This is a genomic window from Micromonospora sp. NPDC005686 (assembly GCF_042871665.1).
GTDB lineage: Bacteria > Actinomycetota > Actinomycetes > Mycobacteriales > Micromonosporaceae > Micromonospora.
Genome location: NZ_JBIAIY010000003.1, coordinates 297725 through 321793, shown reverse-complemented (window position 1 = coordinate 321793; position 24069 = coordinate 297725). Strand labels below are relative to the sequence as shown.

The 24069-nt window shown below is 72.7% G+C and carries 18 protein-coding genes; 8 read left to right on the top strand and 10 right to left on the bottom strand.

Translation table 11 applies throughout. The annotated features are described in order from the left end of the window. Nucleotides 1-44: 44 nt before the first annotated feature. From ACFYON_RS08575 to ACFYON_RS08555, 5 genes are all read left to right on the top strand, one after another. Nucleotides 45-359 carry a rhodanese-like domain-containing protein gene (locus tag ACFYON_RS08575; RefSeq protein WP_355096636.1) on the top strand — a complete coding sequence of 105 codons (315 nt, stop codon included), beginning with the start codon at nt 45-47 and terminating at the stop codon, nt 357-359. Between the two features lie 50 nt (nt 360-409). Next, complete coding sequence (locus ACFYON_RS08570) at nt 410-754, top strand: rhodanese-like domain-containing protein (RefSeq protein ID WP_355096640.1); 345 nt, start codon at nt 410-412, stop codon at nt 752-754. A gap of 38 nt (nt 755-792) precedes the next feature. Further along, entirely contained in the window at nt 793-2172 is a 1380-nt protein-coding gene (locus ACFYON_RS08565) for a rhodanese-like domain-containing protein (protein WP_355096634.1), read from the top strand. 128 nt (nt 2173-2300) lie between these two features. After that, nucleotides 2301-2531 carry a DUF2188 domain-containing protein gene (locus ACFYON_RS08560; protein ID WP_354864490.1) on the top strand — a complete coding sequence of 77 codons (231 nt, stop codon included), beginning with the start codon at nt 2301-2303 and terminating at the stop codon, nt 2529-2531. 245 nt (nt 2532-2776) lie between these two features. Beyond that, nucleotides 2777-8239, top strand: a complete 5463-nt coding sequence (locus ACFYON_RS08555; RefSeq protein ID WP_354864001.1) for a carboxyl transferase domain-containing protein — start codon at nt 2777-2779, stop codon at nt 8237-8239. 123 nt (nt 8240-8362) lie between these two features. On the opposite strand, the gene ACFYON_RS08550 is transcribed toward ACFYON_RS08555, so the two are convergent. Then, nucleotides 8363-8767, bottom strand: coding sequence for a transcriptional repressor (locus ACFYON_RS08550; protein ID WP_354864003.1), 405 nt, complete (start codon nt 8765-8767; stop codon nt 8363-8365). A gap of 229 nt (nt 8768-8996) precedes the next feature. Here ACFYON_RS08550 and ACFYON_RS08545 point away from each other — a divergent pair, with 229 nt between their 5' ends. Genes ACFYON_RS08545 through ACFYON_RS08535 form a run of 3 tightly spaced genes read left to right on the top strand, consistent with a single transcriptional unit; the run spans nt 8997 to nt 11425 of the window. Next, nucleotides 8997-9563: a copper chaperone PCu(A)C gene (locus ACFYON_RS08545; RefSeq protein ID WP_354864005.1), complete on the top strand. Its 567-nt coding sequence runs from the start codon at nt 8997-8999 to the stop codon at nt 9561-9563. Continuing rightward, a complete protein-coding gene (locus tag ACFYON_RS08540) occupies nt 9560-10792 on the top strand; it encodes a Dyp-type peroxidase (protein WP_354864007.1) in 1233 nt (410 codons plus the stop codon). The genes ACFYON_RS08545 and ACFYON_RS08540 overlap by 4 nt, the downstream gene beginning before the upstream one ends. Before the next feature lie 21 nt (nt 10793-10813). Further along, nucleotides 10814-11425, top strand: coding sequence for a copper resistance protein CopC (locus ACFYON_RS08535; protein ID WP_357710970.1), 612 nt, complete (start codon nt 10814-10816; stop codon nt 11423-11425). A gap of 118 nt (nt 11426-11543) precedes the next feature. Here the strand turns inward: ACFYON_RS08535 and ACFYON_RS08530 are convergent, their stop codons facing one another. The 9 genes from ACFYON_RS08530 to araB all read right to left on the bottom strand — a co-directional run bounded on the left by ACFYON_RS08530 (nt 11544) and on the right by araB (nt 23810). Next, nucleotides 11544-12533, bottom strand: a complete 990-nt coding sequence (locus tag ACFYON_RS08530; protein WP_354864011.1) for a LacI family DNA-binding transcriptional regulator — start codon at nt 12531-12533, stop codon at nt 11544-11546. 317 nt (nt 12534-12850) lie between these two features. After that, the gene (locus ACFYON_RS08525) at nt 12851-14926 is read right to left on the bottom strand and encodes an RICIN domain-containing protein (protein WP_387188609.1); all 2076 of its coding nucleotides are present in this window, start codon (nt 14924-14926) and stop codon (nt 12851-12853) included. Nucleotides 14927-15173: 247 nt separating this feature from the next. Continuing rightward, nucleotides 15174-16676 (bottom strand): L-arabinose isomerase, encoded by a 1503-nt coding sequence (gene araA / locus ACFYON_RS08520; RefSeq protein ID WP_357710964.1) that lies wholly within the window; start codon nt 16674-16676, stop codon nt 15174-15176. Between the two features lie 26 nt (nt 16677-16702). Beyond that, nucleotides 16703-17695 carry a galactofuranose ABC transporter, permease protein YjfF gene (gene yjfF, locus ACFYON_RS08515; protein ID WP_354864017.1) on the bottom strand — a complete coding sequence of 331 codons (993 nt, stop codon included), beginning with the start codon at nt 17693-17695 and terminating at the stop codon, nt 16703-16705. After that, nucleotides 17692-18762, bottom strand: a complete 1071-nt coding sequence (locus ACFYON_RS08510; protein ID WP_354864019.1) for an ABC transporter permease — start codon at nt 18760-18762, stop codon at nt 17692-17694. Before ACFYON_RS08510 ends, yjfF begins: the two co-directional genes overlap by 4 nt. Next, nucleotides 18759-20294 carry a sugar ABC transporter ATP-binding protein gene (locus ACFYON_RS08505; RefSeq protein ID WP_357710961.1) on the bottom strand — a complete coding sequence of 512 codons (1536 nt, stop codon included), beginning with the start codon at nt 20292-20294 and terminating at the stop codon, nt 18759-18761. Before ACFYON_RS08505 ends, ACFYON_RS08510 begins: the two co-directional genes overlap by 4 nt. 72 nt (nt 20295-20366) lie before the next feature. Further along, nucleotides 20367-21362 (bottom strand): ABC transporter substrate-binding protein, encoded by a 996-nt coding sequence (locus ACFYON_RS08500; RefSeq protein WP_354864023.1) that lies wholly within the window; start codon nt 21360-21362, stop codon nt 20367-20369. A 97-nt stretch (nt 21363-21459) separates the two neighbouring features. Continuing rightward, nucleotides 21460-22131 (bottom strand): L-ribulose-5-phosphate 4-epimerase, encoded by a 672-nt coding sequence (locus ACFYON_RS08495; RefSeq protein ID WP_354864025.1) that lies wholly within the window; start codon nt 22129-22131, stop codon nt 21460-21462. Then, nucleotides 22128-23810 carry a ribulokinase gene (araB, locus tag ACFYON_RS08490; protein WP_354864027.1) on the bottom strand — a complete coding sequence of 561 codons (1683 nt, stop codon included), beginning with the start codon at nt 23808-23810 and terminating at the stop codon, nt 22128-22130. Before araB ends, ACFYON_RS08495 begins: the two co-directional genes overlap by 4 nt. Nucleotides 23811-24069: the final 259 nt, after the last annotated feature.

Here is a 24069-nt window from a genome sequence, read left to right as displayed (position 1 = left end):
GCAGATACCCCCGGGGGTATACCCGATCCGGAAGGAGAACGCCCATGCGCGAGGTCGACCTGACCACGTTCGCCACCGCCCACGCGGACGGGGCGACGGTCATCGACGTCCGGGAGACCACCGAATACCTCGGCGGTCACGTCCCCGGTGCCCGCTGTGTGCCGCTCGGTCACCTGGCCACCCAGATGTCGCAGGTGCCCCGGACGGGCGCCGTCTACGTGATCTGCGAGGCCGGCGGGCGCAGCCGGGTCGGGGCGGAGCTGCTCGAACGCGCCGGCCTCACCGCCCTGTCGGTGACCGGCGGCACCTCGGCCTGGGTGCGCTCGGGCCGCCCGGTGACAGCCGGCAGCCGGCCGTGACCAGCCGGCCGGAGACGGCTGCCGGTCCGCGTACCGGCTTCCTGCGCCGCCTGTTCGGCCCCCGCGTCGCCCGGGTCACCCCGGCCGAGGCGGCGACGCTGTCCGGCGCGGGCGCGCTGCTGCTCGACGTCCGGGAACCCGCCGAGTGGCAGGCCGGACACGCGCCGGGCGCCCGGCACATCCCGCTCGGCCAGCTCGCGGACCGGCTGTCCGAGGTGCCGGCGAACCGGCCCGTGGTGACCGTCTGCCGGTCCGGCGCGCGGTCGCGGCGGGCGGCCAAGCTGCTCGTCGCGGCGGGTCACGAGGTACACGACCTGACCGGCGGGATGCGGGCGTGGGCAAGCGCCGGACTGGCGGTACAGGCCAAGGGCGGCAGGCCGGGCCGGGTGGCCTGAGCAGACCCGCCTCATCACCAGACAAAGGAGCACGGCCGATGTTGTTCACCCAGTACTACCTCGACTGCCTGTCCCAGGCGTCGTACCTGATCGCCGACGAGCGCACCGGGCGGGCCGTGCTCGTCGACCCGCGCCGGGACATCGACGAGTACCTCACCGACGCGAAGGCACGCGGCCTGACGATCGAGGGCGTCGTCAACACCCACTTCCACGCCGACTTCCTCGCCGGCCACCTCGAGGTGGCCGCCGCCACCGGCGCGTGGATCGGCTACGGGCACCGGGCCGAGACCGAGTACCCGAGCCGCAAGCTCACCGACGGCGAACGGATCAGCCTCGGCGACGTCACCCTGGAGATCATGGAGACTCCGGGCCACACGCCGGAGTCGATCAGCATCCTGGTCTACGAGCGGGCCGCCGACCCGGTCCCGTACGGCGTGCTGACCGGCGACGCGCTGTTCATCGGCGACGTGGGCCGGCCCGACCTGCTCGCGTCGTTCGGCGTGACCGCCGAGGACCTCGGCCGGATGCTCTACGACAGCGTGCAGCGCAAGCTGATGGGCCTGCCCGACGAGGTGCGCGTCTTCCCCGCCCACGGCGCCGGCTCGGCCTGCGGCAAGAACCTGTCCACCGAACGGCAGTCCACCATCGGCGAGCAGCGCCGCACCAACTACGCCTGCGCGCCGATGAGCGAGGAGCGCTTCCTCGCCCTGGTCACCGGCGGACAGCCGGCCGCGCCCGGCTACTTCGCCTTCGACGCGGTGCTCAACCGCAAGGCGCGTGAGCTGTTCGACCACGCCCGGCCGGCCCGCCCTCTCACCCCGGCCGAGTTCCTGGCCGCCCGGACCGACGGCGCCGTCGTGGTCGACGCCCGCGACCCGCAGGAGTACGCCACCGGGCACCTGCGCGGCGCACTGAACGTCCCGGCCGACGGCCGGTTCGCCGAGACCGCCGGCAGTGTCGTCGCGCCCGACCGGCCGGTGCTCGTGGTGGCGCCGCAGGACCGGGAGGAGGAGATCGTCGTCCGCCTCGCCCGGATCGGCTTCGACCGCGTCATCGGCTACCTGCGCGAGCCCGAGAGCGCCTTCCTGGAGATGGCCGCCGAGATGACCCGGGCCAGCCGGGTCACCGCCACCGAGCTGCGCGCGGCCCTCGACGGTCCGGACACGCCGCTGGTGCTCGACGTACGCAACGCCGGCGAGCGGGAGCAGGGCGCCGTGGACGGCTCGCTGCACATCCCGCTGGCCGAACTGACCCGCCGCATCGACGAGGTGCCCGCCGGCCGGCCCGTCGTGGTGCACTGCGCCGGCGGGTACCGCTCGTCGGTCGCCGCCAGCCTGCTGCGCGCCGCCGGTCACGCCGACGTGTCCGACCTGCTCGGCGGGTACGGCGCCTGGCAGGGCCTGCACGCCGCGGTCTGACCCCGGGGCGTCCGGGCCGGGTGTGCGAGCGCCCGGCTCGGACGCCTCCGATCGCGCAGCCAGGATTAGCACTCCCCTCGCATGGGCAGACATTTGTCATCAGGCATGCGAACGAGGGAGTTGACGGCATGGCGAAGGGCGACATCGACACCTACCAGCAGGACGGGCAGTGGAAGAACCGCCCGGAGGGCAACGAGCGCGCGACCAGCCGGCACGACACCAAGGCGGAGGCCGAGGCGGCGGGCCGGGAGATGGCCGTCGAACGCGGCGCCGAGCACGTGATCAAGAAGCAGGACGGCACGATCGGCGAGAAGAACACGTACCCCCGCGAGCGCGACCCCCGGGACATCCCGGGCTGAGCCGCACCCCAACACCGCACGGCGCAAGACGGCGCCGGACCCGCTCGGGTCCGGCGCCGTTGGCGCATACCCGCCGGTAGTGAGCGGTTGGCTAAAAACTTTTGTTCGGTTCCCACAACGGTCCCCGCTCAGGCTTCGGCGGTTACGACATGGCGCGGCCCGCGCACAGGCGGAAGGGTGAGGCAAGCCGGAGGCATCGCCGCCGCCCGGCGCGCCACTGTGGGTCTACCGAAGGGGACGGTCACGTGTTCACCCGTGTCGCCATCGTCAACCGTGGTGAGGCCGCGATGCGGCTCATCCACGCGATCCGGGAACTGGCCGCGGAGACCGGCAGCCGGATCGAGACCGTCGCGCTGTACACCGACGTCGACCGTACCGCCACCTTCGTCCGCGAGGCGGACATCGCCTACGACCTCGGCCCCGCGTCGGCCCGCCCGTACCTCGATCTGAAGGCCCTGGAGCGCGCGCTGGTCGAGACCGGCGCGGACGCCGCGTGGGTGGGCTGGGGTTTCGTGGCCGAGGACCCGGCGTTCGCCGAGCTGTGCGAGAAGATCGGCGTGACGTTCGTCGGGCCGAGCCCGGACGCCATGCGCAAGCTCGGCGACAAGATCGGCGCGAAGCTGATCGCCGAGGAGGTCGGCGTGCCGGTCGCGCCGTGGAGCCGCGGCGCGGTGGAGAGCCTGGAGGACGCGCTGCGCGCGGCCGCCTCGATCGGCTACCCGCTGATGCTCAAGGCGACAGCCGGTGGTGGCGGGCGCGGCATCCGGGTGATCCGCAGCGACGCCGAGCTGGCCGACGCCTACGAGCGCACCAGCCAGGAGGCGGCGCGGGCGTTCGGCAGCGGCGTGGTGTTCCTGGAGCGCCTGGTCACCGGCGCCCGGCACGTCGAGGTCCAGGTGATCGCCGACGGCCAGGGCACCGCGTGGGCGCTCGGCGTACGGGACTGCTCCGTGCAGCGGCGCAACCAGAAGGTGATCGAGGAGTCCGCGTCGCCGGTGCTGAGCCCGGAGCAGACCGCGGAGCTGAAGGAGTCCGCGGAGCGGCTGGCGATCGCCGTCGGCTATCGCGGCGCGGCCACTGTGGAGTTCCTCTACCACCCGGGCGACCGGCTGTTCGCGTTCCTGGAGGTGAACACGCGCCTTCAGGTCGAGCACCCGATCACCGAGTCGACCACCGGGTTCGACCTGGTCAAGGCCCAGTTGCACGTGGCCGGCGGCGGGCGGCTCACCGGTGAGCCGCCGGTCGAGCGCGGGCACGCGATCGAGGCGCGGCTCAACGCCGAGGACCCGGACCGCGACTTCGCGCCCTCCCCCGGCCGGATCACCCGGCTGGACCTGCCCGCCGGGCCGGGCATCCGGGTCGACACCGGGGTCAGCGAGGGCGACGTCATCCCGGCCGACTTCGACTCCATGATCGCGAAGATCATCGCGTACGGGCGGGACCGCGACGAGGCGCTGGGCCGCCTGCGCCGGGCCATGGCGAACACCACCGTGGTCATCGCCGGCGGCGCGACGAACAAGAGCTTCGTGCTCGACCTGCTCGATCAGCCCGAGGTGATCGACGCCAGCGCGGACACCGGCTGGATCGACCGGGTACGCGGCGAGGGCCGCCTGGTCACGCACCGGCACTCCGCCGTCGCGCTGGCCGCCGCCGCGATCGAGGCGTACGAGGAGGACGAGACCGCCGAACGGCAGCGGCTGCTGTCCACGGCGGCCGGTGGTCGCCCCCAGGTGCAGCACCGCAGCGGCCGGCCGCTGGACCTGAAGCTGCGCGGAGTGACCTACCGGATGCGGGTGGCCCGGGTCGGCGCGCACCGGTTCCGGGTCGGCGTCGAGGTCGGCGACGACGTGCGCACCGCCGACGTCGAGCTGGACCGCTTCGACCGGCACACCGGCCAGATCGCCGTCAACGGCGCCCGGTTCCGCCTGCTCACCGACACCCACGGCCCCGTCCACCTGGTCGAGGTGGACGGCGTGACGCACCGGATCAGCCGCGACGAGGGCGGCGTGCTGCGCTCCCCCATGCCGGCGCTCGTGGTCGCCACCCCGCTCGCGGTCGGCGCGGAGGTCGAGGCCGGGGCGCCGGTGCTGGTGCTGGAGGCGATGAAGATGGAGACGGTGCTGCGGGCGCCGTTCCGCGCCCGCCTCAAGGAGTCGTCGGTGGCGGTGGGCACCCAGGTGGAGGCCGGGGCGCCACTGCTGCGCCTGGAGCCGGTCGCGGAGTCCGACACCGAGGCCGCCGCCGGCCCGGCCGGGCCGACAGTGGAGCTGGACCTGCCCGTGGCGCCCGCGGACGTGCCGGCGCGGTCCCGGGCCGGACGCGGCCTGGAGGACCTGTGCGCGCTGCTGCTCGGCTACGACGTGGACCCGCACGACGAGCGCCGGGTGCTCGACGACTACCTGGACGCGCGGCGCGCGGCCACCGAGGCCGGGCACCGGCCGCTGGCCGAGGAACTGGACCTGGTCGACATCTTCGCCGACCTGGCCGAGCTGAGCCGCAACCGGCCCGGCGACGACGCACCGGGCGGGCACGCGCCCAGCGCCCGCGAGTACTTCCACACCTACCTGCAGAGCCTCGACGTCGAGCGGGCCGGTTCCCCGGAGTCGTTCCGGGCCCGCCTGGCCAAGGCGCTCGCCCACTACGGCGTCACCGAGCTGGACCGCTCCCCCGAGCTGGAGGCCGCGGTCTTCCGGATCTTCCTGGCCCAGCAGCGGGCCGCCGCTGACGCCACGGTGATCGCCGCGCTGCTGCGCTCCTGGCTGCGCGAGCCGCCGCCGGACGAGGCGCTGCGCGAGCCGGCCGGGCTGGCGCTGGAACGCCTCATCGCGGCCACCCAGGTCCGCTTCCCGGTGGTCGCCGACCTGGCCCGGGGCGTGGTGTTCGCCTGGTTCGCCCAGCCGCTGCTGCGCCGCAACCGGGCCCGCGTCTACGCCCGGGTCCGCTCGCACCTGCGGCACCTCGACGCGCAGCCGGACGCGCCGGACCGCGCCGAGCGGATCGCCGAGATGGTGCGCAGCACCGAGCCGCTGGTCCGGCTGCTCGGCCAGCGTCTGGTCCGCAACCACCCGGACAACGGGACCATGCTGGAGGTGCTCACCCGCCGGTACTACGGCAACAAGGCGCTCATCGAGGTCGGCACCCGCACCGCCGAGGGCTGCACGTTCGTGGTGGCCGGGCGGACCGGGTCGGACGTGATCTCGGCCGCCGTACGCTTCGACGCGCTCGGCGACGCGCTGCGCGGGCTGGCCGAGGTGGCCCGGGACTGCGAGGCCGTCGACGCGGACGTCTACCTGGCCTGGGAGAACCAGCCCGAGGACCTGGGCGCCACCGCCGCCGCGCTGCTGGAGGTGGTGAACGCGCACCCGCTGCCGCAGCAGGTACGCCGGCTCACCACCACAGTCGCCGGGCGGGCCGGCGCGGTGATGCACCACCACGTCACGTTCCGTCCGGCCGAGGGCGGCGGGATGGCCGAGGAGCGGCTGATCCGCGGCCTGCACCCGTACATCGCGCAGCGGATGCAGCTGGAGCGGCTGCGCGAGTTCGACCTGACCCGGCTGCCGTCGCTGGACGAGGAGGTCTACCTGTTCCAGGCGGTCGCCCGGCAGAATCCGTCCGACCAGCGGCTGGTGGCGTTCGCGCAGGTGCGTGACCTGACCGAGCTGCGGGAACAGGACGGCCGCCTGGTGGCGCTGCCGACCACCGAGGACGCGGTGGCGGCCTGCATCGACTCGATCCGCCGGGCGCGGTCGCGGCGGCCGTCGAAGTCGCGGTTCCCGACCAACCGGATCGTCATCTACGTGTGGCCGCCCAGCGAGCTGACCCGCGAGGAGATGGAACTGATCGCCGCGCGGGTACGCCCGACCACTGTGGGCGCCGAACTGGAGGAGATCCTGTTCATCGCCCGGCAGCGCGACCGCCGTACCGGGGAGCTCACCAAGGTCGGCGTGCGGATCACCTTCGACGTGACCGGGCACGCGCAACTGACAGTGGGCGAGCCGCCGGCCGAGCCGGTCGAGCCGCTGGACGAGTACCGGCTGAAGGTGCTGCGCGCGGCCGGGCGCAACACCGTCTACCCGTACGAGCTGACCGGCCTTCTGGGCGACTTCGTCGAGCACGACCTGGACGCGGAGAACGAACTGGTGCCGGTGGACCGGCCGAAGGGCCGCAACACCGCGGCGATCGTGGCCGGCGTGGTCACCACGCCCACGCCGCGGCATCCGCAGGGGGTGACCCGGGTGGTGCTGCTCGGCGACCCGACCAAGTCGCTCGGCGCGCTGTCCGAGCCGGAGTGCCGGCGGGTGATCGCCGCGCTGGACCTGGCGCAGCGGATGGGCGTGCCGCTGGAGTGGTACGCGCTGTCCGCCGGCGCCCGGATCTCGATGACCTCCGGCACGGAGAACATGGACTGGGTGGCCGCGGCGCTCAAGCGCATCGTCGAGTTCACCCAGGACGGCGGTGAGATCAACATCGTGGTGGCGGGCATCAACGTCGGCGCCCAGCCGTACTGGAACGCCGAGGCGACGATGCTCATGCACACCAAGGGCGTGCTGGTCATGACGCCCGACTCGGCGATGGTGCTCACCGGCAAGCAGTCGCTCGACTTCTCCGGCGGTGTCTCCGCCGAGGACAACTTCGGCATCGGCGGCTACGACCGGGTGATGGGCCCGAACGGGCAGGCGCAGTACTGGGCGCCGGACCTGCCGGCCGCGCGGGACGTGCTGATGGCGCACTACGACCACACGTACGTCGCGCCGGGCGAGGCCGCCCCGCGCCGGGCGGTCACGATGGACCCGGTGGACCGGGACATCTGCGGCTACCCGCACGCGGTGGCCGGCAGCGACTTCGCCACCGTCGGTGAGATCTTCTCCGCCACGGCGAACCCGGACCGCAAGAAGCCGTTCGACATCCGTTCCGTGATGCGGGCCCTCGCCGACCAGGACCACCCGGTGCTGGAGCGGTGGGCCGGCATGGCGGACGCGGAGACGGCGGTGGTGCAGGACGTGCACCTCGGCGGCATCCCGGTGTGCCTGCTCGGCATCGAGTCCCGCTCGGTGCCCCGGCGCGGCTTCCCGCCCACCGACGGCCCGGACACCTACACGGCGGGCACGCTCTTCCCGCGCTCGTCGAAGAAGGCCGCGCGGGCGATCAACGCGGCCAGCGGCAACCGGCCGCTGGTCGTGCTCGCCAACCTCTCCGGCTTCGACGGCTCACCCGAGTCGATGCGCAAGCTGCAACTGGAGTACGGCGCGGAGATCGGCCGGGCGATCGTCAACTTCCGCGGCCCGATCGTGTTCTGCGTGATCTCGCGCTACCACGGCGGCGCGTTCGTGGTCTTCTCCAAGGCGCTCAACCCGGACATGACCGTCCTGGCGATCGAGGGGTCGTTCGCCTCGGTGCTGGGCGGCGCGCCGGCTGCCGCCGTGGTGTTCGCCGGTGAGGTCGCCGCCCGCACCGCGGCCGACGTGCGGGTACGCGACCTGGAGGCCCGGGTCGCCGCCGCGGCCGGCACCGAGCGGGCGACCCTCACCGCCGAGCTGGACGAGCTGCGCGCGTCGGTGCGGGCGGAGAAGCTGGGCGAGGTGGCCGCCGAGTTCGACCGGGTGCACAGCATCCAGCGGGCCGTCGAGGTCGGGTCGGTCGACGCGGTCATCCGCGCGGCCGAGCTGCGTCCCCGCGTCATCGAGGCGATCGAGGCACGGCTGCGCTGACCCGTCGCGCCGCGGGACGGCGGGCGGACCCGAGGGTCCGCCCGCCGTTTCACGTGAGGCGATGCGCGACAGGTCACGCAATCCGGTAACGGGAACCGTGTTCGTCAGCTCGCCGCGCGCGGGTCAGGCGGCGCAGCGGTCGCAGGTGCCGAAGATCTCCAGGGTGTGCCCGACGTCGGTGAAGCCGTGCCGCGCGGCGACCTGGTCGGCCCACCGCTCCACGGCCGGGCCGGCCACCTCCACGGCCCGGCCGCAGCGGCGGCAGACCAGATGGTGGTGATGGCGGCTCTGGCTGCACCGCCGGTAGAGATGCTCGCCGCCGGGCAGCCGGGCCGAGTCGATCTCGCCGTTGTCGACGAGCATCTGCAGCGTCCGGTAGACGGTGGTGAGGCCGACCTTCGCCTGCCGCTGGACGAGCATCTGGTGCAGTTGCTGCGCGCTGTGGAAGCCGTCCAACTCCCGCAGTAGCGCCAGCACCTCGGCACGCTGACGGGTGTTGCGGGTCGCCCCGGTCGTCGCCTGGGTCACCGTCGCCTCCCTCGTCCGGGCGCCCGCCCGGCACCCTCGGCCGGCCGCGGCCGCACCCGGCGCGCCACGTGACACCCGGAACCATTATGCCTTCCGGGCGCACCGCCGAACCCGCTCGGCGACGGTCCACCGGGCCGGGGTGTGACGTGCCCGACGGCCCCGGCCGGAACTATCCGTGGCGCCGCGCCGACAAACGGTACGAACACCGGATCTTCGAGGGGAGGACGTCATGTCCAGCACCACCCGCCGCCGGTTCCAGCGCCCGGCGGCACTGATCGGCGCCGCCGTGCTCGCCGCCTCGATCACCGCCTGCGGGTCCTCGGACACGACGTCCGCCACCTCACCGGCCACCTCGGCGCCGGCCCCGGCGTCGGCGAGCGCCGCGGCGGGCGTGCTCACGGTCCGCGACCCGTGGGTGAAGGCCGCCGACAAGGGCATGACGGCAGCGTTCGCCACGATCGTCAACGACGGCGACACCGACGTCACGATCACCGGCGTGAGCACCGACGTGTCCCGGGCCGAGATCCACGAGATGGCCATGGCCGACGGGAAGATGACGATGCGGCAGAAGCAGGGCGGCGTCGTGGTCGCCGCCCGCTCCCAGGTCGCCCTGGAGCCCGGCGGCGACCACCTCATGCTGATGGACCTCACCCGGCCGGTGCGCGCCGGCGACCAGCTCGACGTCACGCTCACCTTCGCCGACGGCCGGACCCAGACGTTCACCGCCGTGGCGAAGCCGTTCACCGGCGCCCAGGAGAGCTACGCGCCCGGGCACGGCGCGAGCCCGGCGTCATGACCGGCACCGGCGCACCCGCCCGCCGGGTGAGCCGGCGTGGCCTGCTCACCGGCGGCGCGGCGGCCGCCGGGGGCACGCTGGCCGGCGCCGGCGCCCTCGCCGCCGTCCGCTCCCGCACTCCCGGGGTACGCCCCGGCGACGCCGTCCCGGTGGCCCGGGTCGGCGACACGGTCGAGCCGTTCCACGGTGCCCGGCAGTCCGGGGTCACCACCGATCCGCAGGCGCACGCGGCGTTCGTCGCGTTCACGCTGCGTCCCGGCACCGACCGGGCGGCGCTCGGCCGGATGCTGCGGCTGCTCTCCGACGACGCCGCCCGCCTGACCCAGGGCCGCCCGGCGCTGGCCGACACCGAGCCGGAGCTGAGCGTGCTGCCGGCCCGGCTGACGGTCACGTTCGGCTTCGGCCCCGGGCTGTACACCGCCGCCGGGCTCGACGACCGGCGGCCCGCCTCGGTGACCGAGCTGCCCGCGTTCGGCATCGACCGGCTGCAACCCCGCTGGTCCGGCGGGGACCTGCTGCTGCAGATCTGCGCCGACGACCCGCTCACCGTCGCCCACGCGCAGCGGGTCCTGGTCAAGGACAGCCGGCCGTTCGCCGTCGTCCGCTGGGTGCAGCAGGGCTTCCGGCGGGCGGCCGGGGCCGAGCCGGGGCGTACCCAGCGCAACCTGTTCGGGCAGCTCGACGGCACCGCCAACCCGAAGCCGGGCACACCCGCCGACAGCGCGGTGTGGGTGGGCGACGGGCCGGACTGGCTGCGGGACTCGACCACGCTGGTGGTGCGGCGGATCAGCATGAACCTGGAGACCTGGGACCTGTTGGGCCGCGCCGACCGGGAACTGGCCGTCGGGCGCCGTCTCGACACCGGCGCGCCGCTGACCGGCCGGGCCGAACACGACGAGCCGGACTTCGCCGCGCTCGGCCCGGACGGGCTCACGGTGATACCCGACTTCTCACACCTGACCCGCGCCCGCGTCACCGACGACCGGCAGAAGATCCTGCGCCGGCCCTACAACTACGACGGCGTGCCGACCCCCGAGGGGAACGCGGACAGCGGGCTCGTCTTCGCCGCGTACCAGGCCGACATCGCCCGGCAGTTCCTGCCCATCCAACGCCGGCTCGCCGAGCGCGACCTGCTCAACGAGTGGACCACCCCGATCGGCTCCGCCGTGTTCGCCGTACCGCCCGGCTGCCCCGAGGGCGGCTGGATCGGCCGGCAGCTGCTCGGCTGACCACCACAGGAAAGGCCCGTCATGCGTACCCGATCCGTCACCGCGCTGCTCGCCGCGGCCCTCACCGCGCTGCTGCTGGTCCCGGCCACACCCGCGGCGGCGCACAACTCGCTGCAGGAGGCCACCCCCGCGCGCGACGCCCGGCTCACCAGCGCGCCGACGCAGGTCACGCTGCGGTTCATGCAGCGCCTGAACCCGGCCTTCACCACCATCACGCTCAGCGACGCCGGGCAGCGCGCGGTGCCCACCGGCGCGCCGACTGTGGACGGCGTCACCGGCAGGGCCACGATCGACGAGCCGCTGGGCAACGGCACCTACACCGTCGCCTACCGGGTGGTCTCCCGCGACGGCCACCCGGTCCAGGGCTCGTACCGCTTCACGGTGGCAGACCCGGCCGCGCCCGAGACGTCGGCGCCCGCGTCGCCGTCGGCTCCCCCGTCGAGCGGCGCGGACGCCACGGCGGGCACCCCGGCGTCGGGCGGCCCGTCGGACGCGGGCCGGCCCGACGCCGCCGCTCCGCGTGCCGACGACGACGGCCCGCCGGCGGCGCTGCTCGCCGGCGGGGCGGTCGCCGGACTGGTCGTGATCGCCGGGATCGTGCTGCTCGTCGCGCGCCGGGGACGCGCTCGCTGACGCCGGTACGGCGGGCCGGACACGGGCGAGCGGGCAGGGCATGGGCGAGTGGACCTGGCCAGGACGAGCGGACCGGGCACGGGCGAGCGGCCGGGCCGCCGGTGGGAGGGCGACCGCCTCAGCGGGCGGGCGGCGGGCCGACGCTGCGGCGCCGCACCAGCGTCGGCGCGATCGTCTGCCGCAGCGGCCCGGCGCTCTGCGACTCGATCTGGGCCAGGAGCAGGTCGAGGCTCGCCGCGGCCACCGCGACGAAGTCCGGCCGCACCGTGGTCAGCGGCGGGATGAAGTACGCCGCCTCGGGCACGTCGTCGAACCCGACCACGCTGAGGTCGTCGGGGACGCGGCGGCCGTGTTCGTGCAGCGCCCGCAACACGCCCAGCGCCAGGTGGTCGTTGGCGGTGAAGACGGCGGTGACCTCCGGCATCCGGGCCAGCATCTGCCCGCACCGGTAGCCCGCCGCCGCCGACCAGTCCGCCGGGACCAGCGGCGGGATCTCGGCGCCGGCCTGCCGCAACGCCTCGCGCCAGCCCTCGATCCGGCCGGCGCTGTCGAACCAGTCCGACGGGCCGGACACGTGCCACACCGTGCGGTGCCCGGCGGCCAGCAGGTGCTCGGTGGCGGCCCGGGCGCCGGCGACCTGGTCGACGGTCACCAGCGGGATCGGGCTTCGCGGGTCGCCGTCGACGGTCACCAGCGGCACGTCCTGGGGCAGCCGTTCCAGCGCCTCACCGGCGGACTCGACCGGCGCGATCACCACGATGCCGGCGACCCGGTGCGCCAGGTGCCGTTCCACGGCCGCCGAGATGGAGCGGTGGTCGAGGTCGCGGACGCTGCCGATGCTCACCGCGAAACCGGCCTCGGCGGCGGTCTGCTCCAACGCGGCGAGCAGCGACGCCGGACCGTAGAGCGTGGTGTTCTGCGCGACCACGCCGATCACCTGGGATCGGCCGGTCACCAGCGCGCGGGCCGCGCGGTTGGGCCGGTAGCCGAGTTCGGTGATGGCGGCCTGCACCCGCAGGCGGGTCTGCTCACGCACGTTGGGGTGACCGTTGAGAACCCGGGAGACCGTCTGGTGTGAGACCCCGGCGAGGCGGGCCACGTCCGTCATCGCAGGACCGCGCACGGCCACCTCACTTTCGCCACTGCCCGCGGCCATACCCGGTCGATCTCGACCGGACCGGCCCGGGTGGCGACAGTCTACGCCAGCGGTCCCATCGGTATCGGCACCGCCGATCGACCGTTCCCACAGTGGCGCGGCGATATCGCGGAATCGATCGACGGCTCATTCCCTCCCGTCACGCAGCGGCACGAACAGGCAGTTCAGAGGCGGTGTATTCGGGCCCGGGGTGCGGCTTTTCCGGCGATTGCCGCAGCCGCACCCCGGGCTTTCGAAGATGTGTCAACGGTCGTGAATGGTGACCGTTGTCACGGTGTCGTCAGCGAGAACTGCCGCACCGTCACCGCGCCGCCCAGCGATTGGGTGGCGTAGTTGAAGAAGCCGAACCGGTAGCCCATGAAGAACTGCCACGCGTTGTTGAGCGTCAGCGCGTTGCCCAGCGATACGAAGTTCACCCCGTCGGTGCTGTAGGAGAACCGCGCCTGCCGACCCGAGCCGGGCCGGATGTCGGCGTTCGCCCGCAACCAGATCCGCCCGCCGGACACGGCAGCGCTGGCGATCTCCGTCCCGGCGCTCGTGGTGTTCCAGTTCGAGCCCATGGTCAGGCCGTTCGTCATCACCACCCGGGTCGCGCCGTTGTCCCGCCGTACGCCGATCCAGGCCGAGCTGTCCCGCAGCATCGCCAGGCCGGCCCGGTCACCGTCGCGCATGGTCGAGTAGTCCAGCTCGATCGTGCCGGTCGAGGTCGGACCCTGGATGCGGTGGGTGAGGGTGTTGCGGGCCCGGTACAGGTCGTTCGTGACGGTGGCGGTCTGCAGCCGCAGGCCGTTGTTAACCGACCACCTGCTGTTGTCCGGGTTGTGGTTCCACTCGTACTGCGGGCCGAGCGTGGTGCCGGAGAACGTGTCGGTGCCGGTGAGCGGCTTGACCGGGCGGGTCGGCAGCGGGTTGGGGTAGCTCGCGCCCCAGGCGCCGTTGACGGTCTGCACCTGCGGCCAGCCGTCGGCGGTCCAGGTGATCGGCGCCAGCGTCGGCATCCGCCCGCCCGGGTACGCGTCGGTGAACGCCATGTAGTACCAGGCGCCGGTCTGGGTCTGCACCAGCCCTCCCTGGTGCGGCACGCCGCCGCCGGAGATCGGGCCGGGCAGGTTCAGCAGCACCTGCCGCTGCTCGTACGGGCCGAACGGGCCGTTCGTGGACTTCAGCACGTACTGCCCGTTGGCCGGGCGGGTGAGCCAGATGTAGTACGCGCCGTTGCGCTTGTAGAAGCGCGCGCCCTCCAGCGTGCCGATGCTCGACGGCGTCTGGTAGACCTGCTGGGCCCGGACCTGGCTGCGCCCGTCGGCGGAGAGCTGGGCCACGCTGATCGTGCCGTTGCCGTACGCGACGTACATGGTGTCGTTGTCGTCGATCAGCATGCCGGCGTCGTAGTAGCAGTTGGGGATGGTGGTCAGCCGGCTCCACGCGCCGTCCACGGCGGCGGCGGTGTAGATGTGGGTCTGCGCGAAGTCGATGCACCCGGCCCAGTAGAACGTGCGGTTGCTCGGCCGGTAGTTCAGCGTCGACGCCCAGATGCCGTCCACGTACGCCTGCTCGCTGCCGCTCAGGTCGTACTTGGTGCCGAACTCCAGCCGCGGCACCGAGTGCCCGGCGAACTCCCAGTTCACCAGGTCCCAGGAGCGCAGCACGGGCGCGCCCGGCGAGTAGTGCATGGTCGAGGCGGACATGTAGTAGACGTCGCCGACCCGGATGATGTCGACGTCGGCGAAGTCCTGCCAGACGGCCGGGTTGGTGAAGTTGCCGCTCGGCGTGCCCGGGTCACCCGGGTTGTCGCCGACCCGCACCAGCTGCCACTGCTGGTTCGTGCCGTTCCAGTCGTCGTACTGGACGATGTTGCCGCCGTCGGCGGTGGAGGCGTTCTGCACCTCCATCGCCTTGTTCGAGTTCCGGTTGATCAGCCGGACGTACCCGCCGTCGGAGTCGGCCAGCCGGAACTGCTGGTTGGTGCCGCCGTGGTCGGTCCACTGGACCACCGCGGCGCCGTTCGCGGTGGACGCGCCGGTCACGTCGAGCACCTTGCCCGAGTGCCGGGAGCGCAGCCGGTAGTAGCCGCCGCCGGAGTCCACGAACTGCCACTGCTGCCAGGCGCCGTCGTTGCGCGTCCACTGGGTGATCCGCGCGCCGTCGTTCGTCGCCTGGTTGTACAGGTCCAGCGCCTTGCCGCTGTTGCGGTTCACCAGCACGTAGTACGCGCCGGTGTCCACTGTGGCGGCCGATACCGGCGCGGGCACCGCGCCCACCACCACACCTCCGACCAGCAGCGCCACCACCCCGGCCAGCAGCCGGGCCGGGCGTCCACGTCCACGGGACAGTCGAGCCGTCACCACGATCCTCCTTCGTCGACCGGAGCCCGGGCACGGCGGCACGCGCCGATGACGGCAGCGTTATCGCTAACAGCGATGCCCACCCAGGCGGAGTCGGATCCCTGGCAACTGCGGCGCAGATCGCGCCCGGAACGGCCCGCGAGCGGTGCCGGTGACCCTATCCATCGACTGTGAGCGATAACATGCCGTTCGTCAAGCCGTAACAGGGACCCGCCGCGCGGGGGGTCGGCGGGCGGCCCGAGAGGGCTCAGAAGCCCCGGGCGAGGCGGTAGTACGCCTGATTCCAGCGCAGCTCGTCGGCGAAGCGGTGCGGGCGCGTCTCGGCGTCGATGACCACCAGCTCGGTCCGGGCCATGGCGGCCAGGTCGCGCAACTCCTCCACGCCGACGGCCTGGGACAGCACGGTGTGGTGCGGCGCCCCCGCGGTGATCCACGCCTCCGCCGAGCCGGCCAGGTCGGGCTGCGGGCGCCAGACCGCGCGCGCCACCGGCAGCCGGCGCAGCGGCTGCGGCGGCGGCACCACGTCCACCGCGTTGGCGACCAGCCGGAACCGCTCCCCCATGTCCGCCATGCCCAGCACGACGGCCGGGCCGGACGCCGCGTCGAAGACCAGGCGTACCGGGTCCTCCCGCCCGCCGATGCTCAGCGGGTGCACCTCCGCGCTCGGCACGTCGGCGGCGATGCTCGGGCACACCTCCAGCATGTGCGCGCCGAGGATCAGCTCCTGGCCGAACGTCAGGTCGTAGGTGTAGTCCTCCATGAACGACGTGCCGCCCGGCACGCCGACCGCCATCGCCTTGAGCGTGTGCACGAGCACCGAGGTCTTCCAGTCCCCCTCGCCCCCGAAGCCGTAGCCGTCGGCCATCAGGCGCTGCACCGCGATCCCGGGGAGCTGGCGCAGGCCGCCGAGATCCTCGAAGTTCGTGGTGAACGCCCGGAAGCCACCGGCGCCGAGGAACGCGCGCAGGCCCAGCTCCTGCCGCGCCGCGTACCGGAGCGAGTCGTGCCGGTCACCGCCGGGTCGCAGCTCGGCGGCGACCCGGTAGGTGTCGTCGTACTCCTTGACCAGGTCGTCGACCTGCGCGTCGGGCACCTGGTCGACGGCGGCGACCAGGTCGTTGACGCCGTACGTGTTGACCGAGACGCCGAAGCGCAGCTCCGCCTCGACCTTGTCCCCCTCGGTGACCGCGACGTCGCGCATGTTGTCGCCGAACCGGGCCAGCCGCAGCGTCCGCACCGCCGACCAGCCGATGGCGGCCCGCGCCCAGGACGCCACCCGGCCGATCACGCGCGGGTCGGTGACGTGACCGGCGACGGTCTTGCGGGCCACCCCGAGTCGGGTCTGGATGAACCCGAACTCCCGGTCGCCGTGCGCGGCCTGGTTGAGGTTCATGAAGTCCATGTCGATGTCGTCCCACGGCAGCGCCACGTTGGCCTGCGTGTGCAGGTGCAGCAACGGCGTGCGCAGCGCGTCCAGCCCGGAGATCCACATCTTGGCCGGGGAGAACGTGTGCATCCAGGCGATCACCCCGACCACGCCCTGCGCGGCCGCGTCCCGGCACGCCGCCAGGATGTCCGCGCTGGAGGTGAGGACCGGCTTCCAGACCACGCGTACGGGGATGTCCGGCGACTCGTCCAGGCGCGCGGCGATCTGCCGGGACTGCTCGGCGACCTGCCGCAGGGTGTCCTCGCCGTAGAGGCCCTGGCTGCCGGTCAGGAACCAGACCTCGGGCTGGGGATGAGTTGCCATGTTGTTGCCTTCCGCGCTAGGAACCGTCACTTGAACCGGATGCCGATGAGGCGCTGGAGGAGGATGAACGCGAAGAGCAGACCGCCGATCACGATCTTGGTCCACCAGGAGTTGAGGCTGCCGTCGAACGTGATCAGGGTCTGGATCACGCCCAGCACCAGCACGCCGAGCACGGTGCCGAAGACGTACCCGGAACCGCCGGTGAGCACGGTGCCGCCGATCACGACCGCGGCGATCACGTCCAGCTCCATCCCGACCGCGATCAGCGGCGCCCCGGAGAGCGTGTAGAACGACAGCAGGATGCCGCCGATGGCCGAGCAGAGTCCGCTGATCGTGTAGACGGCGATCCGGGTCCGCGCCACCGGCAGGCCCATCAGCAGCGCCGACTGCGCGTTGCCGCCGACCGCGTACACGTTGCGGCCGAACCGGGTGTACGCCAGCACGTACGCCGCGATCAGCACCACCGCGAACGCGATCAGCACGCTTATCGACACGAAGTTGCCGGCCGGGTCGCCGATGCGCTGCTGCGACATCGAGGTCCAGAAGCCGTCGGTGATGGAGATGGAGGCGTCGCTGATGAACGTGCACATGCCCCGGGCGAAGAACATCCCGGCGAGTGTCACGATGAACGGCTGGATCTCGAAGAAGTGGATCGCGCAGCCCATCAGGAAACCGAGCATCGGGCCGATCAGCAGCGCGATCACCAGCACCAGTGCCGCAGGCAGGCCGTCGCGCAGCAGCGCGGCCGACACCATCGCGGTCATCGCCACCACCGAGCCGACGGACAGGTCGATGCCGCCGGTGAGGATCACGAACGTCATGCCCACCGCGACGACGAGCAGGAAGCCGTTGTCGATGAAGACGTTGAAGACGACCTGGACGTTGGAGAAGGCGCGGTACTGGGACACGCCGATGCCGTACATGACCAGCAGCAGCGCGAGCGTGGCCAGCACCGGCACGTGCCGCCGGGGCAGGCTGGGCCGCCAGGACCGGCCGGAGGTCAACGACGTGCTGCTCATGCCGGCACCTGCTCCTTCTCCCGCTGCGGCGCCGCCGGGCCGGGTTCCGTCCCGCGCCGGCGGCGACGGAACCGGGCGCGGAACGCCGGGGCCTGCACGAGGCAGACGGCGATGACGACGACCGCCTTGAACAGCAGTGACGTCTGCGGCGAGATGTTCATGGCGTACACCGTGGTGGTCAGGGTCTGGATGATCAGCGCGCCGAGGACGGTGCCGCCGAGGGAGAACCGGCCGCCGGCCAGCGACGTGCCGCCGATGACGACCGCCAGGATCGCGTCGAGCTCGATCCACAGGCCGGCCGCGTTGCCGTCGGCGCTGGAGACGTTCGCGGTGACCATGAAACCGGCGAGCGCGGCGCAGACCGCGCTGATCACGTAGACGAGGAAGACGATGCGCCGCGACCGGATGCCGGCGAGCCGGCTGGCCTCGGCGTTGCCGCCGACCGACTCGACGATCAGCCCGAGCGCGGTACGGCGGGTGAACGCGGCCACGAGCAGCGCGGCGGCGAGCGCGATCAGGATGGCCAGCGGCAGCGTCAGGAAGTGCCCGAGCCCGATCGCCCGGTACGGACCGGAGTTGATCGTGATGATCTGCCCCTCGGTGACAAGCTGGGCGATGCCCCGCCCGGCCACCATGAGGATCAGCGTGGCGATGATCGGCTGGATGCCGATGACCGCCACCAGCACGCCGTTCCACGCGCCGAGCACGAGCGCGGCGCCGAAGGCCAGGGCGAGCGCGGTGGCCACCGTGGCCGGGCTGCTCTGGTCGGCCGCCCCGCTGATGTGCAGGCAGGCGATCGCGCCGCTGATCGCGCAGAGCGAGCCGACCGACAGGTCGATGCCGCCGGTGGCGATGACCAGCGTCATCCCCAGCGCGACCAGGATCAGCGGCGCGCTCAGCCGGAGGATGTCGATCGGCGTGCCGTACAGGTGGCCGTTCTTGACCTCGACGGCGAGGAAGCCGGGACGGTAGACGGTGTTCGCGGCGATCATGACCACGAGCACCAGCGCCGGCCAGAAAAGGCGGTGGCCGGTCAGCGGTCGGAGGCGGTCGGCGACTGCGGTCATCGGGTCACCTCCTCCCGGGGCGTTCCACTGGCGATGGTGCGCATGACGCGGTCGGCGTCGAGCGTGTCGTCGTTGTCGAGCTGGGCGACCATCTCGCGGTCGCGCATGACCGCGACCCGGTGGCTCAGGCGCAGCACCTCCTCCAGCTCGGCGGAGATGAACAGCACCGCCATGCCGCCGTCGGAGAGCTGCACGACCAGCTTCTGGATCTCGGCCTTGGCGCCGACGTCGATGCCGCGGGTCGGCTCGTCCAGGATCAGCAGGCGCGGTTCGGTGATCAGCCAGCGGGCCAGCAGCACCTTCTGCTGGTTGCCGCCGGAGAGGTTGCGCACCGGCAGTTCCGGGTTGGCCGGACGGATGCTGAGCGCCTCCATGTACCTACGGACCAGCTCGTCCTGCCTGCGGCGCGGGATCGGGCGCAGCCAGCCGCGCGCCGCCTGCATCGCCAGCATCATGTTCTCCCGGACCGACAGCTCCGGGACGATGCCCTCGGCCCGGCGGTTCTCCGAGCAGAACCCGACGCCCTGGGCGATGGCCTGGATCGGGTTGCGCACCGGCGTGCCGTCGAGCCGGACCTGGCCGTGGTCGGCCCGGTCCGCGCCGAAGATCAGCCGAGCCACCTCGGTCCGGCCGGAGCCGAGCAGGCCGGCCAGGCCGACCACCTCACCGGCGTGGATGCGCAGGCTGAACGGGGCGACCGCGCCGCGCCGGCCCAGGTCGGCGGCGTCCACCAGCGGCGCCTCGCCGCCCGCGTCGACTGTGGCGCGCTTCTGCTGCTCGTCCAGCCGCTCCAGCACGTCCAGCTCCTGGCCGATCATCTTCTCGACCAGGCTGAACTGCGGCAGCTCCTCGGTGCGGTACTCCCCCACGAGGGTGCCGTTGCGCAGCACGGTGATCCGGTCGGCGATGCCGTAGACCTGGTCGAGGAAGTGGGTGACGAACAGGATGGCGATCCCCTCGTCGCGCAGTTGCCGCATGATGCGGAACAACTGCGCCACCTCGCCCGCGTCCAGGCTGGACGTCGGCTCGTCAAGGATGAGCACCCGCGCCTGCACGTCGATCGCCCGGGCGATGGCGACCATCTGCTGCACCGCCAGCGAGTACGAGCCGAGCGGCGCGCTGACGTCGAGGTCGAGGTCGAGCCGGGTCAGCAGGTCGCGTGCCCGGCGGCGCATCTCGCCCCAGCGCACCGCGCCGAGCCGGCGGGGCTCCCGGCCGATGAAGATGTTCTCCGCCACCGACAGGTTGGTGCAGAGGTTGACCTCCTGGTAGACGGTGCTGACGCCGGCCGCGGCGGCCTGCATCGGGCCGGTGAACGAGACCTGCTCGCCGTGGAGCGTGACGACGCCCGCGTCGGTCCCGTAGACGCCGGTCAGCACCTTGATCAGGGTGGACTTGCCGGCGCCGTTCTCGCCCATCAGGGCGTGGACCTCGCCCGGGAACAGCCGGAAGTCGACGTCGTGCAGTGCGCGGACCCCGGGGAAGGTCTTGCTGATGCCGGTCATGGTCAGGACCGGACGGTTACCCGTCATCCCATCGGACCTCTTCTTCGACGGTGGTGGTACGGGGGCCGCCGTCGGCTGTGACGGCGGCCCCCGGGTGACTCAGTACTTGCGGTTGGGCAGCGCCTCCTTGGCCTGCTCCTGGGTGAACGTGGTCTCCTCGGTCTCGATCCGCGGGGGCACCTCCTCGCCGGCCTTGACCTTCTTGGCGAGGTCCATCAACTGCGGGCCGAGCAGCGGGCTGCACTCGGCGATGAAGTTGAACTTGCCGTCCGCGAGGGCCTGCATGCCGTCCTTCACCGCGTCAACGGTGATGATGGTGATGTCCTTGCCGGGCACCTTGCCCGCCGCGGTGATCGCCTCGAGCGCGCCCAGGCCCATGTCGTCGTTGTGCGCGAAGAGCACGTCGATCTTCGGGTTGGCCTTGAGGAACTGCTCCATCACCTGCTTGCCGCCGGCCCGGGTGAAGTCACCGGACTGGGAGGCGACGATCTTCAGGTTGGGATTGGTGGCGATGGCCTCGGCGAAGCCCTTCTTCCGGTCGTTGGCCGGCGCCGAGCCGGTGGTGCCCTGAAGCTCCACGATGTTGACCGGGCCGGACGCCGCCTTCTTCTGCTCCACCAGCCACTCGCCGGCGAGGCGGCCCTCCTTGACGAAGTCCGAGCCGAGGAACGTCTTGTAGAGCGACTTGTCGGCCGAGTCGACCGCGCGGTCGGTCAGGATCACCGGGATCTTGGCGTCCTTGGCCTCCTTGAGCACGGTGTCCCAGCCGGACTCCACCACCGGCGAGAAGGCGATCACGTCGACCTTCTGCTGGATGAAGTTGCGGATCGCCTTGATCTGGTTCTCCTGCTTCTGCTGGGCGTCGTCGAACTTCAGCTCGATGCCCGCCTCGGCCGCCGCCTCCTTGATGGAGGTGGTGTTGGCGGTACGCCAGCCGCTCTCGGCGCCCACCTGGGAGAAGCCCAGGACGATCTTGTCGTTGCCGTCGCCGGAACCGCCGTCGGTGTCGCTGTTGCCGCACGCGGCCATGCTGGCGGCGAGCAGCACGCCGGCGACGGCCGCGACGACCGTGCGTGCCGTACTCCTGCTTCTCATCGAATCTCCTCCGGGGGTTGGATGTTCCGGGCACGCGGCCGGCGGAAGCCGGAGCGGCCCGGGTGTGGTGGTGGGGGGTGCGCGGCGCTGTCCGGGGTCAGTGCGCCGACGGGCGTTGGCCGTACACGTTCTGGTAGCGGTCGTAGAGCGCGTCGATGTCGGCCGGCGCGATCGGCACCGGCTGCCCGAGCGCGCGGGCCAGGTGGGCGGTACGGGCGACGTCCTCGCACATCACCGCTGCCTTGACCGCCGCCCGGGCGTCGCGGCCGATGGTGAAGACGCCGTGGTTGCGCATGAGCACCGCGGGTGAGCGGTGCCCGGACAGCGTGCTGACGATGCCCTTGCCGATGTCGTCGCCGCCGATCAGCGCGAACGGCCCGATCGGGATCTCCCCGCCGAACTCGTCCGCCTGCGCGGTCAGCCAGCACGGGATCGCCTCGCCGCGGGCCGCCCAGGCGGTGGCGTACCCGCTGTGGGTGTGCACGACGCCGCCGACCTCGGGCATCGCGCGGTAGACGTAGGCGTGGGCGGCGGTGTCGCTGGACGGGGCGCCGTCGCCGTCGACCACCGTGCCGCCCAGGTCGCAGACCACCATGGCCTCGGCGGTCAGGTCGTCGTAGTCGACCCCGCTGGGCTTGATGACCATCAGGTCCTGACCGGGCACCCGGGCCGACACGTTGCCGGCGGTCCAGGCCACCAGGTCGTAGCGGGTCAGTTCGCGGTGCAGGCGGGCCACCGTCTCGCGCAACGCGTCGACCTGGCTGTTCATCCGACCACCTCCAGGGTCGCAGGGGCGCGGTCCGCGGCGGCGTCCACCGCCGCGTTGCGGATCGCCCGCAGGCGGAGCATGACGTCGTTCGCGCCGCGACCGAAGTGGTCGTGCAGCGCGCGGTACTCGGCGTACAGGGCGTCGTACGCCCGCACGTTCTCCGGTACGGGCCGGTAGACGGCCTCGTCGATGCGCCCCATAGCGGCGGACGCCTCGTGGATCGTCGAGTACGCCCCGGCGGCCACCGCCGCGTGGATGGCCGAGCCGAGCGCCGGGCCCTGGGCGGAGCCGATGATGCTCAGCGGCCGGTTGGTGACGTCGGCGTAGATCTGCATGAGCAGCCGGTTGGAGGTGAGCCCACCGGCCACCACCAGGTCCTCGACCGGCACGCCGGCCTGCGCGAACGCCTCGACGATCATCCGGGTGCCGTACGCGGTGGCCTCCAGCAGCGCCCGGTAGACGTCCGGCGGCCGGGTGGCGAGCGTCAGCCCGACGACCATCCCGCTGAGGTCGTGGTTGACCAGCAGGGACCGGTTGCCGTTCCACCAGTCCAGCGCCACCAGGCCGTGCGCGCCGACCGGCTGGGCGGCGGCGGCCTCGGTGAGCCGCTCGTGCGAGTCGAATCCGGCCGGGGCGGCGTGGCGTACGAACCAGCCGAAGATGTCCCCCACGCCGCTCTGCCCGGCCTCGAAGCCCCAGGCGCCGGGGCTGATGCCGCCGTCGACCACGCCGCACATGCCCGGCACCTCGGCCGGGTGGGTGCCGTTGAGCACGTGACAGGTGGAGGTGCCCATGATGGCTACCAGCCGGCCCGGGCGCAGCGCCTGGGCGGCGGCGGCGGTGACGTGCGCGTCGACGTTGCCGGCCGCGACCGCGATGCCCTCGGGCAGCCCGGTCCAGGCGGCGGCGCGGGCGTTGAGCGTGCCGGCCCGCGCGCCCAGCGGCAGCAGCGGACCGTCCAGCTTGGTCACGAAGTCGGTGAAGCCGGGATCGAGGGCGGCCAGGTAGTCCGGTGACGGGTACCGGCCGTCCTGCCGGATGCCCTTGTAGCCGGCGGTGCAGACGTTGCGCGTCTCGGCCCCGCAGAGCTGCCACACGATCCAGTCGGCGGCCTCGATGAAGCGCTCGGCCCGCCGGTAGACCTCCGGGTCCTCCTCCAGGATCTGCAGGCCCTTGGCGAACTGCCACTCCGCGGAGATCTTGCCGCCGTAGCGGCCGAGCCACGGCTCGCCGCGTTCGGCCGCCAGCGCGTTGATCCGGTCGGCGTGCGGCTGCGCGGCGTGGTGCTTCCAGAGCTTCACCCAGGCGTGCGGCCGCTCGCGCAGCTCCGGAACCTCGCACAGCGGCGTACCGTCGGCGAGGGTGGGAAGCACCGTGCAGGCGGTGAAGTCGGTGCCGATGCCCACCACCCGGGACGGGTCGACGCCGGCTTCGGCGAGCGCGGCCGGCACCGCGTGGCGCAGCACGTCGCGGTAGTCGTCCGGGTCCTGCAGGGCCCAGTCCGGGGGCAGCGGCGGGCCGCCGTCGGGCAGCGCGGTCTCGATGACCCCGCGCCGGTACTCGTGCACCGCCGTACCGAGTTCGGCGCCGTCACGGACCCGGACCACGAGCGCCCGCCCGGACAGCGTGCCGAAATCGACCCCGATCACATACCGGTCGGACGCGTCCACTTCGCTCATTTGCCCCTCCGCCGTGTCACGGGGATAGTGTTAGCGCTCACATATACATCCGTCAAGACACCTCCGGGCAACAGGTGCGTAACGAGGATCGGCCCTTCCGGACACGTCCCGAACCGGGCGCGCGGACCGGCGCGGCCGCCGCCCGCAGAGATCCACGCGGACGCGCCGCCAGCACGGTCCCCGACCCCGGACAGCGGCCATGTTAGCGACAACAATCGATGCCCTCAGAGATCGCTGAGCGGGCGCGGGCAGCGCCGTG

Coding starts and splice junctions, on each gene's coding strand:
- ACFYON_RS08575 (WP_355096636.1), top strand. CDS start 45: ATGCGCGAGGTCGACCTGACCACGTTCGCCACCGCCCACGCGGACGGG.
- ACFYON_RS08565 (WP_355096634.1), top strand. CDS start 793: ATGTTGTTCACCCAGTACTACCTCGACTGCCTGTCCCAGGCGTCGTAC.
- ACFYON_RS08560 (WP_354864490.1), top strand. CDS start 2,301: ATGGCGAAGGGCGACATCGACACCTACCAGCAGGACGGGCAGTGGAAG.
- ACFYON_RS08545 (WP_354864005.1), top strand. CDS start 8,997: ATGTCCAGCACCACCCGCCGCCGGTTCCAGCGCCCGGCGGCACTGATC.
- ACFYON_RS08540 (WP_354864007.1), top strand. CDS start 9,560: ATGACCGGCACCGGCGCACCCGCCCGCCGGGTGAGCCGGCGTGGCCTG.
- ACFYON_RS08535 (WP_357710970.1), top strand. CDS start 10,814: ATGCGTACCCGATCCGTCACCGCGCTGCTCGCCGCGGCCCTCACCGCG.
- ACFYON_RS08530 (WP_354864011.1), bottom strand. CDS start 12,533: ATGACGGACGTGGCCCGCCTCGCCGGGGTCTCACACCAGACGGTCTCC.
- araA (WP_357710964.1), bottom strand. CDS start 16,676: ATGGCAACTCATCCCCAGCCCGAGGTCTGGTTCCTGACCGGCAGCCAG.
- yjfF (WP_354864017.1), bottom strand. CDS start 17,695: ATGAGCAGCACGTCGTTGACCTCCGGCCGGTCCTGGCGGCCCAGCCTG.
- ACFYON_RS08510 (WP_354864019.1), bottom strand. CDS start 18,762: ATGACCGCAGTCGCCGACCGCCTCCGACCGCTGACCGGCCACCGCCTT.
- ACFYON_RS08505 (WP_357710961.1), bottom strand. CDS start 20,294: ATGACGGGTAACCGTCCGGTCCTGACCATGACCGGCATCAGCAAGACC.
- ACFYON_RS08500 (WP_354864023.1), bottom strand. CDS start 21,362: ATGAGAAGCAGGAGTACGGCACGCACGGTCGTCGCGGCCGTCGCCGGC.
- ACFYON_RS08495 (WP_354864025.1), bottom strand. CDS start 22,131: ATGAACAGCCAGGTCGACGCGTTGCGCGAGACGGTGGCCCGCCTGCAC.
- araB (WP_354864027.1), bottom strand. CDS start 23,810: ATGAGCGAAGTGGACGCGTCCGACCGGTATGTGATCGGGGTCGATTTC.